The organism is Sphingobium sp. B10D7B (assembly GCF_025961955.1).
In the GTDB taxonomy this organism is placed as follows: domain Bacteria; phylum Pseudomonadota; class Alphaproteobacteria; order Sphingomonadales; family Sphingomonadaceae; genus Sphingobium.
This window is the reverse complement of the sequence record NZ_JAOQOQ010000001.1, coordinates 2,640,898-2,656,371: the sequence shown is the minus strand read 5'-3', so window position 1 is coordinate 2,656,371 and position 15,474 is coordinate 2,640,898. Positions and strand designations below refer to the sequence as shown.

The window sequence follows — 15,474 nt, the reverse complement described above, 5'->3', positions numbered from 1 at the left end:
GAATCTCCCCTCCTCTTCGCTTTGCCGGTCGTTTCTTCGTCCCCGCGTGAGCCGCCTGCCCGCCTCTGTCAGGCGGAAAGGTCGGGCGGCTTTCGCCGTTGGGACGCAATGACCGGCAGCCAGACGACGCGGCGCAAGGCTCCCATGGAGCGCCCTGTCCGTCCGTTGGCTAGGAAGCTCACTATCCTTTTGCCCGAAGCGAGGCTTTGACTGAGATAGAGCCACGCTTTGACGCAGACGGAAAAGCAGCGGGGTCGCGCGGAGGCTGTAGCACTCATCTAAACCTCCTCGCTGCGAATCGCGCGCAGGCCGCGTGTCTCGCGGCCGGTCACGGCGGCGCCGGTATCCTTCGCAAGGCGCGCATAGAAAGGCGCGGCGGCCAGCGCGAGGCCCGCAAAGACCAGCATCGCGATCTGGAAATCGGCGAGGGTCGGTTCCGCGCCAAGCGAGAGCAGGTTGAGCAGGGCGGCCGCGGCGGAAATCGCCAGCGCCTGCGAAATCTGGTTGGCGATATTGCCGAGCACAGTCGCCCCGCCGACTTCGCTTTGCGGCACGTCGGCAAAGCGCAGCGCCATGATCGCGGTCATGTGAACCGAGCGGGCCATGCCGACGAAGACCATGATCGCCACCAGCAGCCAGAAGGGCATGGTCGGGGTCAGGAGCGCACAGACGGCAAAGGAGAGCGCCATGGTCACCACCCCGCTGGTCAGCGCCATCCGGATGCCGAGCCATCGTACCGAAGGCGTGGCGATCGCCTTGAGCGCGAGGTCGCCGGCATTCTGGGCAAGCAGCAGCAGCCCGGCTTGAAAGGCGGTGAGGCCGAGGCCGACCTGCATCATCAGCGGGATGATGAACGCCGTCGCCATGAAGGCCGTGCGCGCCGGCATTCCCGCGCCGATCGTGGAAACGAAGAAACTGCGGTGGCGCAGCGCATCGAGCGGAACGACCGGGTGGGGCACGCGACGGATGTGTCGCCAGCACAGCCAGCCCAGGAAAATCCCGAGCGCGATCAGCGGCAGCCCTTGCTGCCAGCCGCCGCCCTTGGCGCCCAGCCGCTCGAACCCGGCAATGATGCAGGCGAGGAACCCGCCGACCAGCGCAAAGCCGCGCCCGTCAAAGGGCCTTCGCTCCACAGCATGGATATTGGGGATGAAGCGCAGGGTGAGGACAAAGGCGAGGAGGCCTGTGGGCACGTTCAGGAAGAACACCCAGCGCCAGTCCAGAAAGGTGGTGATGAGGCCGCCGATGGGCGGGCCGATCACCGGCGCGATCAGGGCCGGGGTGGAACTGATCGTCATCGCCGTCACAAGATAGCGCTTGGGCGTGATGCTGAGCAGGGCGATGCTGCCGACCGGCACGATCAGGGTGCCAAAGGCCGCCTGACACATCCGCATCGCCAGAAAGACGGGAAGGCTAGGCGACAGGCCAGCCCCCAGCGAGGCCAGCACGAACCCCAGAATCGCGAGCGTGCAGACCCGGCGCGTGCCGAAGCGCTTGCCCACCCAGTCGCTGATCGGCAGCACCAGCACGGTGACGAGAATGTAGATGGTGATCGTCGCGCTCAGCAGGGTCAGCGGCACGGCGAAGTCCTGCGCCATGCGCGGCAGGGCAGTGAGCAGCACCATCAAATCAATGGCGACCATGAAGGACGTCGCGGCCAGAACGATGGCGGCCAGCCGCGAGCGACGCAAGGCCGCGGCGTCGTCCGACGCTATGCTGGTTCCTCCCTCCGATGGATTGTTAGTCAAACTCATTCTGTGCCAGCCATGACAGGCGGGCGCGCGTTCGCCAAGAGGTGCCGAAGAATAGTTGCCCATGCAGGCGCTTGCGGGGGAGCGGGATAGCCTGCCATGGTGCGGCAAAAGAGTCGGGCGTCGCTTAGGAGAGCAGATAATGAGTAATGAGGTCATGGATCCCGAAGCCACGGTGCGCAGCGTCGAGGCGCAGCTTCAGTATCTGTTGCCCGGCCCCGCGATCAATCGGCGGTTCGTCTCCGCCGGGGTGGAGGTGAACACCGGCCGCTACGGGCCATTCCCCGTCACGATCCGCGACGCGCGCGCCATCCGCCCACATTTCACGCTCGATCGGCAGGGCTTCGTGCTGCTCGATGCGCCGAGTGACGTCGCCGATTTCACCGACCGGGACGAGGTCAATCGCGTCTACCCGGGCGAGGTCTCCCGCTATGTCCAACAGGCAACCGGCGCCGATCTCGTCGTCGTCGGTGGCTGGATGATCCGCACGTCCGGCGATCTTGCCAGCCGGCAGAAGAAGCTGGATGCGCCCTATCGCCATGCCGAGGGCGTGCAGCCGCCTGCTGGCGAGGTACACGTCGATACCGACCCCGCCCGGCAGCAGCGCGCCGCCGAGGTCGCCTATCGCAAGGCCCGTCCGGACGGGCCGGGGTTCCGCCGGTTCATCGTCTCCAGCTTCTGGCGCAGCTATTCGCCGCCGCCACAAGATTGTCCGCTGGCCCTATGCGATGCGCGCAGTGTCGGCGATGATGAGGGCACCACCAATATCCTGTGGATCGTCGACAAGATACCCGAAGGCGACGCCATGTTCGCGCCGATGGACGATGATCGCCAACCGGCTGCGCACATCTTCCGGCACAATCCCGCTCACCGCTGGTGGTATTTCTCCAACATGGTGCGGGATGAAGCCCTGCTGTTCAAATTCCACGATAGCGACCGCAGCGGTGCCTGGCGGGTGCCGCATACGGCATTTTGGGATAACAGTCTGCCCAACGCGGTGCCGCGCGAGAGCATCGAATGCCGCAGCATCGCCTTTTTTGAGTAGCCCCAGGTGATCGACGATCCAAATAGTCGGGCACCACAATCATTGCTATAAGTTACACAAGCGGCAAGCCAAATAAGGCACCGGGTCGAAGGGGAGTGTTATGAAAGACGGGAAGCGGCCGGAGGAGACCGGCCTGAACTGGGGTGCGCTCGATCAGGCAGTGGGCACAGTCGTTCGGCTGTTACGGAATGAGCTGTCGGTGCGGATCGTGGACGTCTATTCGTCCTTCGGCCTTCGCCACGGCGCCCTCTCTACCATGGCACTGATCGAGGCGAATCCCGATTGCTCCCAATCCGAAATCGCGCGGGAAGTTGCGATGGACGACTCGGCGATGGTGGCGATCATCGACGATCTGGAAGCCCGCGGTCTTGCCCGCCGGATGCGCTCGACGCGGGACCGGCGGCGCAACACGCTGTCGCTCACGCCCGAAGGCCAGCGCCTTGCCGCGCAGATGATCGCCCGCGCCCAGGATGTCGAGCAGCCGATTCATGATGCCTTGTCTGAGGAAGAGGTGAAGACGCTGCAGCAACTGCTGCGCCGGGCCTATGAGGCGATGCAGAAGTCTCCGCCAGCCACCGCTTAGCGCATCCTGGCGGCGGTCAGCCTTCAGCCGGGGCGGTGGCCAGTCCGAGTTCGGGAATGCCAACCGAACGCCGCCCACCGAAGTCGGTCCGCACGACGATGAGGTCGCCCTTTTCCAGATAATCCAGCAACCGCCGGATTCGCCCCACCGAGCGCGTCCCATAAGCGCGGGCCAGAGCCTCGTCGTCGGGGCAGGGCTGCCCCTTGATCGCGGCGCGGGCGATGAGCAGGAACGGCGCGAGCACATCGTCCTGGACGCGGCTGGAGAGCGCGAGCGCGGCCTGCCAGCGCGGATCTTCATCCTCCTCGCCACCCGCCACGGCGACCGCGAAGCGCCGGCGAAAGCTGAGCAGATCGATGCCGGGATTGCCGATCCGCTGCATCCGGCAGCGCACCGCGAAATCCTGGAATAGCGCCGCGGTCGAGCGATAGGTGCAGTCTTCCTCCGCAGCCATGTCGGCCAAAACCGCGCGGATCACCGGCTCGCGGGCAGGGCGGTCCGGCGTCTCGGTGGCGGCAGGACTGGCTGTCTCGACGGCCGACTCTTCATCCACAGACAAGTGGCCCTCGGCAGTGGGCGGGTCTTCGCGCTCCAGCCGGGCGCTGTTGTCGACGGCCGGGGGCGGCGCGATCAGCGCGGCGAACAGTTCGGGCTGTTCCTCGCCCGGCTGCGGCGCGAGCAGATCTTCAAGATCGCTGGTCGGCTCGCCGGGCAGCGGAATGAGCGAATGGGATGAGGTGCGTGCGCTTGTTTTCACCGCGCCGATCTTCACGGAGACCGGGCGACGGCTGATCGCCGGGCCGAGCGCGAGGAAGCGCCCGCGCTCCAGATCGCGAATCTGCTCGGCCTGCCGTCGCTCCATGCCGAGCAGATCGGCCGCGCGCGCCATGTCGATATCGAGGAAGGTGCGGCCCATGAGGAAGTTGGACGCCTCTGCAGCGACGTTCTTCGCCAGCTTGGCAAGGCGCTGGGTGGCGATCACGCCGGCGAGGCCGCGCTTGCGGCCTCGGCACATCAGGTTGGTCATCGCGGCGAGCGACATGCGGCGGATGTCGTCAGCCACTTCCCCAGCGGCGGCCGGGGCGAACATCTGAGCCTCGTCGACCACCACCAGAGCGGGATACCAATGCTCGCGGGGCGCATCGAACAAGGCGGCGATGAACTGGGCGGCGCAGCGCATCTGCGCTTCCAGCTCCAGCTCGTCCAGCGCCAGCACCACGGAGGCACGGCGCGCCCGGACCTTGGCCGCCAGCGTCTCGATCTCGCCGGGATTATGCGCCGCACCGTTGATGACGATGTGGCCGAACGGCTCGGCCAGCGTGACGAAATCCCCTTCCGGGTCGATCACCACCTGCTGCAGCAGCCCGGCGCTTTCTTCCAGCATCCGGCGCAGAAGATGCGACTTTCCGGACCCGCTATTGCCCTGAACGAGCAGCCGGGTGGCCAGCAGTTCTTCCATGTCCATGGGCACCGGCGCGCCGTGCGCATCCGTCCCGATCACGATTGAAGAGGTCACCGCGCCGTCATAGCCATGGACAGCGTGGGGGCAAGGGCTGGTTGGCCGTGGTGTTCGCGGGACAACTCGTCTGCGCCAATCGACGCAGGGTTTATGCGCCGAATTGCCGCCGGCTCATGTTGCAATTGCGAGGGCTTCCTATTAAGCGCCCATGCAAATCGCTCGCAATATCAAGGTTTGTGTCTCGTTGAGAACGCGCAGTCTCCGCATCTGGTATCTCGTCCATAAATGGACGAGCCTGATTTGCACGGCGTTCCTGCTGATGCTCTGCCTGACCGGCTTGCCGTTGATTTTCCATGACGAAATCGAGGTGATGACCGGGGAGGCACCGGCGATGCAGGGGGCGGGCTCGTCCGGCGACGGGCCGGGCCTGCAGCCGCTGGACGTCATGCTCGGCAAGGCACTGGCCGCACGACCGGGCGAGGTGCCGGTATTCATGGCCTTCGACAATGAGACGCCGATTCTCACGGTCACCACTGCCCCGGCACCGGATTCGCCGGGCAGTGCCATGACCATCCAGCTCTTCAACCGCGTGACCGGGGAGCCGGCGGGGCAAGTGGTCGAGGAGGGCGTGATGCACTTCCTCCTGCAACTCCATACCGACATGTTCCTGGGCTTGCCGGGCATGCTGTTCCTCGGCGCGATGGGCGTGCTGTTCTTCGCCGCAATTGTCTCCGGCGTGGTTCTCTATGCGCCCTTCATGCGCAAGCTGGAGTTCGGGACGATCCGGGTCAGCCGCAGCCGCCGGCTCAAATGGCTGGATTATCATAATCTGCTCGGCATCGTGGCGCTGGCCTGGATGAGTGTCGTGGGCCTGACCGGGGTCATAAACGCGCTGGCGACGCCCATCATCAAGGTCTGGCAGATGAGCGAACTGGCCGAGATGACCGGCGCTTATGCCGGTCGCCCGGCCTTGCCGCTCGAGCGCTATGGTTCGCTGGACAAGGCCATGGCCGCCGCCCGGCAGGCGTTGCCCGGCAACAATCCCCAATTCATCGCCTTTCCCGGCGGCTCGTACAGCAGCAAGCACCATTATGCGGTGTTCTTCCAAGGTAACACGCCGCTCACCCAGCGCGCCCTCACCCCGGCGCTCATCGATGCCGAGACTGGCGAACTGACCGATGTGCGGCCAATGCCCTGGTACACGCTGGCCTTGCTCTATTCGCAGCCGCTGCACTTCGGTGATTATGGCGGGCTGCCGCTCAAGCTGCTGTGGGCGGCGTTGACGCTGTTCACCATCGTCGTGCTGGGCTCGGGCCTCTACCTCTGGCTCGGCAAGCGCCGCGCCCCGCTCGCCGCCCGCGTGCGGGAGGTCGAGAGTGGCGGCCTTGTGGCGCCAGCCGAATGAGCCGCCGCACGCCGCTCGGCCGCATCTTCGCGATGCCGCTCGCCCTCGCCCTGCTCAGCATCGTCGGTCTGGTCAGCGCGCTGACGGGGGACGGCTGGGCCGACGCTTTGTCCTGGATCGCGCTGGCCGCGCCGCTCGCTGCCACCCTCTGGGCTTTCCGATATCGCCGATCATGAGAACAAGCCGCCATGCAAGCGCGTTTCAAAGGGAAAAGAAGCATGAATTTCCATCGTTCCAGCCAAATGTTGAAAGCTGCGCTGATCGCCTCGGTCGCCGCGGTGGCCATGCCTGCCGCGGCGCAGGAGGCCAGCGAGATCATCGTCACGGCGCAGCGCGAGAATCGCACGCAGGTGAGCCGCGAGGGGAGCGTCGGCGTGCTCGGCAATCAGCCGGCCGAGAATGTGCCGTTCAGCGTGAAGAGCTATAACGCGGCGCTCATCCTCAACCAGCAGCCGCAGACGCTGGGACAGGTCTTGGAGAACGATCCCTCGGTCCGCACGACCTACGGCTTTGGCAACGCGCAGGAAGTGTTCGTCATTCGCGGCTTCACCCTGGCCAGCGACGATGTCGGCTTTGACGGTCTCTACGGCATCGTCCCCCGCCAGCTCGTCGCGCCGGAGCTTTACGAGTCGGTGCAGGTGCTGAACGGCGCGAGCGCCTTTCTCAACGGCGCGGCGCCCGGTGGTGGTGGCCTGGGCGGCAGCGTCAACCTCGTCCCCAAGCGGGCAACGGCGGAAGGCCTGAAGCGCGCGACGCTGAACTATACCTCCAGCGAGCATTTCGGCGGCAGCCTCGATGTCGGCCAGCGCTTTGGAGACGGCGCGTTCGGCGTGCGCCTGAATGCCGTGGCCCGTCGCGGCGATGTCGCTATCGACGACGAGTTCCGCAGCACCTATCTGGTCGGCGGCGCGTTCGACTATAGTTCCGGGCCGCTGCGCATGTCGCTGGATGTGGCCTATCAGCGGATGCATGTGCGCGGCCTGCGGCCCAAGCTTCGGTTCGCCGGCGCCATCCCCGCCGCACCCGCGCCCGACACCAACTATGCCCAGCCATGGACCTATACCACGGCGCGCGACATTTTCGGCATCGCCAAGCTGGAATACGACCTCGCCGGCGACGTGCTGTTCTATGCCTCGGCCGGCGCGCGCGACAGCAGCGAGCATGGCATCTACGGCAGCATCACGGTGGCGGACGCCGCCACCGGCGCTGCGGATTATTCGAGTTCGTACATCCCCCGCACGGATAACAATGAGAGCGTTCAGGCCGGCCTGCGCGCCAAGTTCGGCAATGATGTTGTGAGCAGTCAGGCCAATATCGGCGGCTCGGTGAACTGGCTCACCAATCGCAATGCTTACGAGTTTTATACGTCGAGCGGCATGACCAACATCTACAATCCGGTCGTGCTTCCCCGGTCCTCGGCGGTGACGTTCGCCGGTGGCGATATCAATGATCCCTATCCGATCGAGCGCAGCCGTCTGGCGAGCGTATTTGCATCAAATACGCTCGGCTTCTGGGAGGATCGGATATTGCTGACGGGAGGCGTGCGCATTCAGGCAATCAAGGTTCGTACCTACTCCACAGGGGACGGAAGCTTGGATGACACTTATGACGAAAGCGAGCTGACCCCGGTCGCTGGTCTCGTCATCAAACCGGTAGAGGGCCTGTCGTTCTTCGCCAATCGCATCGAGGGCCTGCAGCGCGGCGCCACCGCGCCGAACGAGGCGGCCGTCATCAATCGTGGTGAGTTGCTGGCGCCGTTCAAGTCCACCCAATATGAGTTTGGCGGCAAGCTCAACATCGGCGGCATGGCGGCTTCACTCGCCTTCTACCAGACCGATAAGCCCAGCGCTTATGCGATTCCCGATCCGGAAGGGTCGGGCCTGCTGCGCTACGGCGCCTATGGCAAGCAGCGCAATCGGGGCATCGAGGTCTCACTGGATGGCGAACTGACGAAGGGCCTGTACCTCATCGCCGGTGCCTCGGTGAATGAAGCCAAGTTCCGCGAGACGCTGAATGGCGTCAATGAAGGCAACAGCGTGCCGGGCATTCCGGACTATCTCGTCAACGCCGGACTCGAGTGGGACACCGCATTTGTCCCCGGCCTCACGCTCACCGGGCGGGTCGTCCACACCGGCAAGCAGATGGCCGACAATGCCAACACTCTGCGCCTGCCCGAGTGGACGCGCGTCGATCTTGGCGCGCGCTATGTCGCGGTACTGGGCTCGCAGCCGGTCACCTTCCGCTTCAACGTCGATAATGTCGCCAATGAACGGTACTGGGCTTCCGCCTTCGATGCGTTCAGCCCCCAGCTCCTGCAGGGCGCGCCGCGCACCTACAAGGCGTCGCTCTCGGTTGACTTCTGATCGGACTGAAGATGCAGAAAGAAGGGCCGGCCGTCGATGACGCCCGGCCCTTCTTTCTGCGCTCAATGAGCGCCGTCAGTCGGTGAGCGGCGCGATGTGGAAGATGCGCTCGGCATTGCCGTGGTACAGCGCGTGGCGCTCTGCGTCGGTCACCGGCGCCGCATCCATGAAATCCACAGCCGGCTGCTGCGGCTGATAAGGGTAATCGATCGCCCAGAGCACATTATCGATGCCGAGCTTGTCGATGGTGTAGCGCAGCGCCAGCGGGTCTTCGACGCCGCTCGTCGTCACCACGAAATTCCGCTGGAAATATTCCGCGATGCTGAGTTTCGTCTTCGGCGCGCGGCTGATTTTCTGGGCGCGGGTGTTCATGAAGTTGATGCGCCAGATCCAGAAGGGGATGGCCTCACCCATATGGCCGATGCAGATCTTGAGCTTGGGGAAGGCATCGAACACGCCGCTGGCCATCATCCGCACGACATGTGTGCCGACCTCGACGCCATAGCCCCACATGGCGCTGTCCATGCCGTAATCCTGCAAAGGCCCCTTCAGCGTGTCGGAGGCAGCGCGGGGGTGGATGTAAATGCAGGCGTCGAGCGCTTCGGCGGCTTCGAGGCAGGGCCAATATTTGGGATCGTCCAGATATTCGCCATGGGTGTGGCTGTTGAGGATGAAGCCGTTGAGCTTGAGGTCGTTGATCGCTCGCTCCATCTCCTTCGCCGCGCGCTTGGGGCTGTGGGGGGCGAAGCTGGCCAGGCCGGCGAAGCGGTCCGGGCGCTTGCGGCAGATCTCGGCCAGCCGGTCATTGGCGAGCGCGGCCAGATCGGTCGCCGTGTCGGCATCGAACATCTGCACGCCCGGTGCGGTGAGCGAGAGCAGGTGCATGTCCACGCCCAGCGCGTCCATTTCCGGCAGGCGCTTTTCCTCGATATCGAGCAGGCCATCGAGGAAGTTCATCGCGGCATAGCCGGTCGCGTTTTCGGGCGGATCGTAGATGCCGCCGACGAGCAGCTTGTCGAGGCTTTGCGATGGCCCGCGCGTCACATCCCGCAGGGCATGAGCGACCTCGGGGATCGACCAGGCTTCTTCGGTGGCGATCTTGCGCATCTTCGTCATCGGGCAGTCTCCATGATGGGGGCGGAAAGGGGAGCCGGGCTGTCCTGAGCGCTGGTCTCGGGCGCGGCGGGGCCGGTCCGGCGGGCGAGCCAGAGCGCCAGCGCGGCCGCGATCACCAGCGGGATGACCGGCAGGATGAAGAAGGTGCGCGGCGCCGACAGGCCCAGCAGCACTGCGAGCGAGCCGACCAGCGGCCCGGCAATCGAGCCGACGCGCCCCATGCCGAGCGCCCAGCCAAGGCCGGAGGCACGCATACTTGCTGGGTAAGTGGCGCCGCATGAGCCATTGAGGCCATTCTGCGTGCCGGTGCTGAACAGGCCGACCAGCACAAGCAACACGGTGAGGCCGACAATGCCCCAGTCATGCACCGTGATGATCGCCAGTGTGAGAGCGCCAAGCCCCGCAAATAGCGCCACGACCGACCAGTTGCGGCGCACCAGCAACAGGCTGGCGATCACGCCGCCGACCACGCCGCCGGCATGGGTGCCGGTGGCGATCCACGAGGCCGTCGTCGTCGAATAGCCCTGATCCTTGACCAGCAAGGGCACCCAGCCGCTCACAAGATAGACGACCATCAACACCAGCGCGAAGATGATCCAGATCGCGATCGTGCGGGCGCGCTGGGCGGGGGAAAGGATGGCCGAAAGGCCGCGCTCGCCCGGCGCATGGGTCTGTGCGCGATCAAGCACAGGGCTTTCGGGCAGCCCGATCCAGAGCAGCGCGGCAATCGCAATAGGCAGGAGACCGCCGAGGATGAACAAGCTCTGCCAGCCATAAGGCGCGAGAAGCTTGGCGGCGGCGATGCCGGCGAGAACCCCGCCGAAGGTGATGCCGATGCCGACCAGCGCCATCGCCCGCGCGAGATATTTGCGGGGCGCCAGTTCGCCGGCCAGCGCCAACGCATTAGGCAGCACGGCGCCAAGGCCGATCCCAATGAGGAAGCGCAGCACGATGAGTTGCGTGAGGTTGGTCGCCAGCGCGCCGACCAGCGACATGATGCCATAACCGATACAGCAACTGATCAGGATCGTCCGGCGACCCAGCCTGTCGCCCTGCGGACCGATGAACACGGCGCCGATCAGCACGCCGAACAGGCTGGCGGAAAGCAGTGGGCCGATCTCCGCACGGCTGACGCCGAAGTCCTCCAGAATGGAGGGCGCCGCGAAATTGGCGGCCTGCAGGTCGAACCCTTCGACCATCAGCGCGATGAGGATCAGCACGAACCCGCCCCAGCCGCGCGCGCTCGTCGCTTCGCTCGTCCCCGTCATGCCCTCTCCTTCACCTGCTGGCGTTGCGCCATCATAGCGCGCTTTGCGGCGGCCAATGCAAGTTGAAAGATCATCAATGCGAGGCTGTTGAGCGGTTCAGGGGACCGGTTTGGCGCCTCGCTTCATCACTCGCCTTTGCGGCGCGTGCGCACCCATTCTGTCTCGCGCTTCTTGACCAGCCGCAGATAGACGGGGATTTTCCAAAGAATGTAGAGCGGGATGCGCGCCAGCGTTGCCGCCGAGACCGTGTCGCGCCCATCGCGCATCCAGGCGAAGGCCAGCAGCAGCGCGACCAGTGCGAGCAACCCCGCCAGCGTAGCAGGCGCGGCAGTGGTGGCGCCCAGCAGCGCGAGCCCGGCGCTCACCACAAGCGCGATCAGGCTCAGGCTCATCAACAGGGCAAGCGGCGGCACGAGCAGGCTCAGGCCGAACCAGGCGAGGCTGGGCTTGGCCTTGGCAATGCCTTCAAGAACGACCGGTGCGCCTTGCTGCAAGGCGGTCTGGATATAGCCATGCTCCCAGCGCGCCCGCTGTGTGAGCGTGTCGCTCTGGCTCGCAGGGTCGCTCCAGGTCGTCGCGGCCTCCAGATAGCGGGGCGCTGCGCCCGCTCGCGCGAAATGGAGGCCGAGCACAAGGTCTTCGACCAGGTGGCTCGTCGCCAGCGGCGCCGATTCGATCAAGGCCCATGGGAAGGCCATGCCGGTGCCGCCGAGAATGGCGGGCGATCCCAGAATCGAGGCGCCGCGCTGGCGAACGCGATTCTTGATGAGCATCGCAAAGTTGGAAATCTGCGTCATCGCCCCGTCATCGGCGGCCGAGCGGAGCAGGTAGCAGCTCTGCACCGGGCGCTGGCGGACGCAGGTCGCGTCGATCAGCGCGCGCAGCGACGCACCATCGATTTCGCAGTCGGCGTCCAGCACAACAATACAATCCGGCGGCGCGGCATGCGTTGCGGCCTTGATCCAGTCCCGCCCGAAGGCCAGCGCATGGCCCTTGCCGCGCTGGCTAGGGTCATTGCGCTCGATAACCTGTGCCCCAGCCGCGCGCGCGGCGGCGGCGGTGTCGTCCGTGCAATTGTCGGCAATGACGATGAGGCGGATATGCACATCCAGCGCCGGCTGGAGCAGCGCGATGGTACGGGCAATGCCGGCGGCCTCATTATGGGCGGGCATGAGGATGATGGCGCTGTGGGGGGCGGCAGCGCGCGGCCTTGCCGGGCGGCCGGCGATCAGACCCAGGGCCAGCTCCACGGCCAGCACGGCCAGCAAGAGCGCAGGTATGGCAATGATGAGCCAGGCCAAAGAGTCGAGGATCATCATACCTTCATTCCCGCGTCTGGCGACTGGCGCGTCGACGCTTCGAGGGGGTGGAGAGGAGGCTGGTGCCTCCTCTCCTCATATCATGCGGAAAACGCCTCGCCGTTACTTGGCGGCGGGCGCCGCGGCGTTACCGGCTGCGGGCAGGGCGCCGGCGGCCTTGGCATCGTCCTTGGGTGCATAGCCCGGCTGATACTCGATCTTGGCCTTGGCCTTGGCTTCCTTCAGGCGCGATTCGCCGATCTTGTTCAGCTCCTCGTTGCGCATGGCCTGCGCAGCGATCTGGCGGGCCTGCTCCTGCGGAACCGGGGTCGCTTCGCTGCCGGTGATCACGCTCACGACCAGCTTGCCATTGGCCGGCACGATGAACGGCTCGCCCGGGGGCAGCGCCTCGATGCGGGCCAGCATCTGCGGATCGATGACGGCGGTGTCGAGCGAGCCACGGCCACGCTCGAAGGCGATGCCCATGGCGGTCAGGCGGGATGCGACCTCATCGAGCGTCTTGGCGGTTTCCAGCTCCTTGAGGCCATCTGGCTTGGAGGGCGGGTCCATCTGCAGCTGCTCAAGGGCGAAGCGCTTGCGCTGCGCGAAGGCGTTGGGGCGCTCGCTGATATATTTGTCGATGGCGGCGTTATCCGGCACCTTCACCGTGTCCATCGTCTTGCGACCGTACAGGTTGACGAGCAACTGCTCGCGCATCCGGCGCTCCTGCGTCAGATATTCAGGGTCGCGGTCCAGCCCGGCTTCCTTGGCGGCCTGAACCAGCAGCCGGCGGTCGACCATGCGCTGCAGCACGCGGCTGCGCACCATGTCCTTGTCGGCGCTGGCAGGGACGTTGAGATCGGCGATCTCGGCGTTCAGTTCGGTCAGGGTGATTTCCTCACCATTGACCACGGCCACGACCTGACCTTCGGCTTTTTTCTCGCAGCCGGCGATCGTGAGGGAAAGGGAAGCGAGCGCAACGAGCGAGACGTTCCTCAGCAGTGACATCCATAGTCTCCAGAACAAGCGTGAAGTGGTAAAAATCGGTTCTCGGTTGAAGGCCCGGCGATCCCCCGATCGAGCCTGTCATCCTAGAAAGCAGTGGGCGAGGCAAGATGCCTACAAATCATTACATGTGCGGCGGGAAGATTGCGGCCAGTATATGCCCGGCCATTGGCTGCCTGAACATCCCCCTCATCTTGTCGAGCAACATGGATCGGCTCGTCGTACTTTGTGGCCACCTATTAACTCGCCGCTGGAGCGTGAACAAGCGGCAACCATGGCAGCCGCACCGGGATCGGACAGGGGCGTCCTATCAGCCCGGCGTTAATATTAGGTGGATTGTCGCGGGCGCCAGACGTGGCCGGCGCTTGCCCTCAACGGACGTTGGCTGCTCCGTGAGACGGCGCCGAACCGGCGGTGGCAGCTGCGGGCTGGCCGGTCGGCGGGTCAGGATTGGCCTTGGGCAGCGCGGCGATCTGCGCAGGGGTGAGGCTCGTGACGATCGTCCAGTCATCGCCCTCGCGTAGGGGCGCGAGACCATCGAGGGGGAGATAGACATGCTGCTCGGGCACGCTGCCTTCGACCGCGATCACCAGCCCTTCGACAGCGCCGCCGGGACCGCGCTTCAGGGCGATCACATCGCCCAGTTCGGTGCCGTCGGTATCGACGAGCTCGGCATCGAGCAGCTCGCGCTCGGTCAGGTTCAGCGCGGCCTTACCCTTGGCGGCTTGAGAGCCGGGATGGGCGATCAGTTGCACGGCAGGCTCATCGGGGTGCTGATTGGCCGCGTCGTCGCGACCGCTGCAGGCCGCAAGTAAAAGGGCCAAGGCGAGCGCGGCCGCAGGGTCGATTTTCACCTATAGTCTCCACTGTTGCGGCGCATTCGCATGATGGCCGACCAACGTGGGAGATAAATGGGCGTTCCCTCAAACGGGACGAACGGTTTCGGGTCAGGCCGTTGCGCGCGCGGTCACCGGCATTCCGGCGAGGCGCATGAAATTGGCCAGCATCGCGTGGCCGTGTTCGGTCGCGATGCTCTCCGGGTGGAACTGCACGCTGTGGATGGGCAGGCTCGCGTGGCGGAACGCCATCACCGATCCATCTTCACTGGTGGCATTGACCAGCAGGCAATCGGGAATGTCCTCGACGATCAGCGAGTGATAGCGGGTCGCCGTGAAGGGCGAGGGCAGGCCCTCGAATAGCCCGGTGCCGTCATGCGTGACCGGTGATGTCTTGCCGTGCATCAGGCCGCCGCGCACCACCTTGCCGCCGAAATGCTGGCCGATCGTCTGATGGCCCAGGCACACGCCGAGCAGCGGCTTGCCCGCATCGGCGCAGGCCGCGACGAGATCGAGGCTGATCCCGGCTTCGTTGGGCGTGCAGGGGCCGGGCGAAAGCAGAAAGGCTTTCGCGCCCGAGGACAGCGCCTGTCCGGCGGACATGGCATCGTTGCGCACCACCTCGACCTGCGCGCCCAGCTCCATCAGATAATGGACGAGATTCCAGGTGAAGCTGTCATAATTGTCGATGACGAGGATCATGGCCGGCTTCTACGGCCCGCCGGTCCGCCGCGCAAGCAGGACAAGGCGGCTCCGGCCGGTTATAAGCGCGGGCATGATCCAGACAAATCCGCGCATCCATGTGCTCACCACCGGCGGCACCATCGACAAGCTCTATTTCGATGCGCTGAGCGAATATCAGATCGGCGAGTCGATCCTAGCGCGCCTGCTGGAGATTGCGCGGGTAACGCTGCCGGTCGAGATCGAGGAGGTGGCCCGCAAGGACAGTCTGGAGCTGACCGCCGATGATCGCGCGCTGATCGCGGCGCGGGTGGTGGCCTCGCCCGCCGAGCGCATCGTCATCACGCATGGCACGGATACGATGACGGATACGGCCGCCGCGCTGGCGGGCATTGCCGGCAAGACCATCGTGCTGGTCGGCGCGCTGGCCCCGGCGCGCTTCTCGGAGAGCGACGCGACCTTCAATCTCGGCATGGCCTTCGCGACAGCGCAGATCGCCCCGCCGGGCGTCTATATCACCATGAATGGCACGGTGTTCCGTGCGGATCAGGTGGTGAAGGATCGCGCCAAGGGGGCGTTTGTCGCGCGGTCAAAGGGCTGATCGGGGTATTTGAGAACTATCGTGTCCCTGCGAAGGCAGGGACCCAGGGCGCAACGGACGACG

Annotated in this window: 14 protein-coding genes; 6 read left to right on the top strand and 8 right to left on the bottom strand. The window is 65.4% G+C overall.

Going from position 1 to position 15,474, the window contains the following annotated elements:
* Nucleotides 1–278: 278 nt before the first annotated feature.
* Nucleotides 279–1,754 (bottom strand): MFS transporter, encoded by a 1,476-nt coding sequence (locus M2331_RS12615; RefSeq protein WP_181560601.1) that lies wholly within the window; start codon nt 1,752–1,754, stop codon nt 279–281.
* A 139-nt stretch (nt 1,755–1,893) separates the two neighbouring features.
* Here M2331_RS12615 and M2331_RS12610 point away from each other — a divergent pair, with 139 nt between their 5' ends.
* Complete coding sequence (locus M2331_RS12610; protein ID WP_181560600.1) at nt 1,894–2,796, top strand: CmcJ/NvfI family oxidoreductase; 903 nt, start codon at nt 1,894–1,896, stop codon at nt 2,794–2,796.
* Between the two features lie 100 nt (nt 2,797–2,896).
* Nucleotides 2,897–3,379: a MarR family winged helix-turn-helix transcriptional regulator gene (locus M2331_RS12605; RefSeq protein WP_181560599.1), complete on the top strand. Its 483-nt coding sequence runs from the start codon at nt 2,897–2,899 to the stop codon at nt 3,377–3,379.
* A 16-nt stretch (nt 3,380–3,395) separates the two neighbouring features.
* Here M2331_RS12605 and M2331_RS12600 read toward each other — a convergent pair whose 3' ends face one another.
* The gene (locus tag M2331_RS12600) at nt 3,396–4,895 is read right to left on the bottom strand and encodes an ATP-binding protein (protein ID WP_181560598.1); all 1,500 of its coding nucleotides are present in this window, start codon (nt 4,893–4,895) and stop codon (nt 3,396–3,398) included.
* Between the two features lie 187 nt (nt 4,896–5,082).
* On the opposite strand from M2331_RS12600, the gene M2331_RS12595 reads away from it, so the two are divergent.
* From M2331_RS12595 to M2331_RS12585, 3 genes are all read left to right on the top strand, one after another.
* On the top strand, nt 5,083–6,243 hold the full coding sequence (locus M2331_RS12595; RefSeq protein WP_181560597.1) for a PepSY-associated TM helix domain-containing protein: 1,161 nt from the start codon (nt 5,083–5,085) through the stop codon (nt 6,241–6,243).
* Complete coding sequence (locus M2331_RS12590) at nt 6,240–6,419, top strand: hypothetical protein (protein WP_181560596.1); 180 nt, start codon at nt 6,240–6,242, stop codon at nt 6,417–6,419. Before M2331_RS12595 ends, M2331_RS12590 begins: the two co-directional genes overlap by 4 nt.
* A gap of 66 nt (nt 6,420–6,485) precedes the next feature.
* Nucleotides 6,486–8,606, top strand: a complete 2,121-nt coding sequence (locus M2331_RS12585) for a TonB-dependent receptor (RefSeq protein WP_264592386.1) — start codon at nt 6,486–6,488, stop codon at nt 8,604–8,606.
* 75 nt (nt 8,607–8,681) lie between these two features.
* On the opposite strand, the gene M2331_RS12580 is transcribed toward M2331_RS12585, so the two are convergent.
* The 6 genes from M2331_RS12580 to M2331_RS12555 form a co-directional block, all read right to left on the bottom strand.
* The gene (locus M2331_RS12580) at nt 8,682–9,722 is read right to left on the bottom strand and encodes an amidohydrolase family protein (protein WP_264592385.1); all 1,041 of its coding nucleotides are present in this window, start codon (nt 9,720–9,722) and stop codon (nt 8,682–8,684) included.
* Complete coding sequence (locus M2331_RS12575) at nt 9,719–10,990, bottom strand: MFS transporter (RefSeq protein WP_181560594.1); 1,272 nt, start codon at nt 10,988–10,990, stop codon at nt 9,719–9,721. Before M2331_RS12575 ends, M2331_RS12580 begins: the two co-directional genes overlap by 4 nt.
* Nucleotides 10,991–11,115: 125 nt before the next feature.
* Complete coding sequence (locus M2331_RS12570) at nt 11,116–12,309, bottom strand: glycosyltransferase family 2 protein (protein ID WP_264592384.1); 1,194 nt, start codon at nt 12,307–12,309, stop codon at nt 11,116–11,118.
* A 102-nt stretch (nt 12,310–12,411) separates the two neighbouring features.
* A complete protein-coding gene (locus tag M2331_RS12565; protein WP_181560593.1) occupies nt 12,412–13,296 on the bottom strand; it encodes an EpsD family peptidyl-prolyl cis-trans isomerase in 885 nt (294 codons plus the stop codon).
* Between the two features lie 368 nt (nt 13,297–13,664).
* Entirely contained in the window at nt 13,665–14,147 is a 483-nt protein-coding gene (locus tag M2331_RS12560) for a PRC-barrel domain-containing protein (RefSeq protein ID WP_181560592.1), read from the bottom strand.
* Nucleotides 14,148–14,240: 93 nt separating this feature from the next.
* Entirely contained in the window at nt 14,241–14,831 is a 591-nt protein-coding gene (locus tag M2331_RS12555; protein WP_181560591.1) for an anthranilate synthase component II, read from the bottom strand.
* A 73-nt stretch (nt 14,832–14,904) separates the two neighbouring features.
* Between M2331_RS12555 and M2331_RS12550 the strand changes: the two genes are divergently transcribed.
* On the top strand, nt 14,905–15,411 hold the full coding sequence (locus tag M2331_RS12550; protein ID WP_181560590.1) for an asparaginase domain-containing protein: 507 nt from the start codon (nt 14,905–14,907) through the stop codon (nt 15,409–15,411).
* The last annotated feature ends 63 nt before the right edge of the window (nt 15,412–15,474 follow it).

Coding starts and splice junctions, on each gene's coding strand:
- M2331_RS12555 (WP_181560591.1), bottom strand. CDS start 14,831: ATGATCCTCGTCATCGACAATTATGACAGCTTCACCTGGAATCTCGTC.
- M2331_RS12575 (WP_181560594.1), bottom strand. CDS start 10,990: ATGACGGGGACGAGCGAAGCGACGAGCGCGCGCGGCTGGGGCGGGTTC.
- M2331_RS12580 (WP_264592385.1), bottom strand. CDS start 9,722: ATGACGAAGATGCGCAAGATCGCCACCGAAGAAGCCTGGTCGATCCCC.
- M2331_RS12570 (WP_264592384.1), bottom strand. CDS start 12,309: ATGATGATCCTCGACTCTTTGGCCTGGCTCATCATTGCCATACCTGCG.
- M2331_RS12605 (WP_181560599.1), top strand. CDS start 2,897: ATGAAAGACGGGAAGCGGCCGGAGGAGACCGGCCTGAACTGGGGTGCG.
- M2331_RS12550 (WP_181560590.1), top strand. CDS start 14,905: ATGATCCAGACAAATCCGCGCATCCATGTGCTCACCACCGGCGGCACC.
- M2331_RS12615 (WP_181560601.1), bottom strand. CDS start 1,754: ATGAGTTTGACTAACAATCCATCGGAGGGAGGAACCAGCATAGCGTCG.
- M2331_RS12590 (WP_181560596.1), top strand. CDS start 6,240: ATGAGCCGCCGCACGCCGCTCGGCCGCATCTTCGCGATGCCGCTCGCC.
- M2331_RS12565 (WP_181560593.1), bottom strand. CDS start 13,296: ATGTCACTGCTGAGGAACGTCTCGCTCGTTGCGCTCGCTTCCCTTTCC.
- M2331_RS12585 (WP_264592386.1), top strand. CDS start 6,486: ATGTTGAAAGCTGCGCTGATCGCCTCGGTCGCCGCGGTGGCCATGCCT.
- M2331_RS12610 (WP_181560600.1), top strand. CDS start 1,894: ATGAGTAATGAGGTCATGGATCCCGAAGCCACGGTGCGCAGCGTCGAG.